The sequence below is a fragment of the Streptomyces sp. DH12 genome (genome assembly GCF_020873895.1).
GTDB lineage: Bacteria > Actinomycetota > Actinomycetes > Streptomycetales > Streptomycetaceae > Streptomyces.
Genome location: NZ_JAHWGT010000846.1, coordinates 1 through 479 on the forward strand (window position 1 = coordinate 1; position 479 = coordinate 479).

2 pseudogenes are annotated in these 479 nt (G+C 73.7%); both read right to left on the bottom strand.

Annotated elements, in window-relative coordinates:
- Positions 1 to 246 (bottom strand): annotated as a pseudogene (locus LPA54_RS37390) (hypothetical protein); the annotation flags it as partial.
- Positions 246 to 479, bottom strand: a pseudogene (locus tag LPA54_RS37395) (RNA polymerase sigma factor); the annotation flags it as partial. The pseudogenes LPA54_RS37395 and LPA54_RS37390, both read right to left, overlap by 1 nt.

Sequence of the window (479 nt, forward strand, 5' to 3'; positions counted from 1 at the left end):
GGTGTGCGGGGCCGAGTCGGCCTGCCCTGTCCGTTCGTCCCTCGACTTGCGGAAGGCGGCCAGCGCGGCCGCCTCCCCGGGAAGTTCGTCCCCGGCCGTGGGCGGAGGCGCGGAGAGCGCGCGGAGCACACCGGCGAGCCGTTCGGCCTGGTCACCGGCGGGTGGACCGGCAGCCTGGGGTGACTCACCGCTCAGCAGGCGCTCCGCCGCCTCCGCGTCCAGCCACCTGTACCGCTCATCGGCCATCACAAGTCCTTCTGCGTCCGCGCTCGCAACTGCGTCACACTCGCGGACGTCACCGTACGACGGCGTGGTTCTCTCTGGGGAGGAAGTGCGTCGAGCACACCCGCGGATTCCGGTTGGCCGTCCGGATCGTCGCCGAGCAGTTCGGCGAGCCGGCGCAGGCCACGGTGCGCGGCCGTCCGTACGGCGCCGGGGCGCTTGCCCAGGGTCTGCGCGGCCGTCTTGGCGTCCAGGCC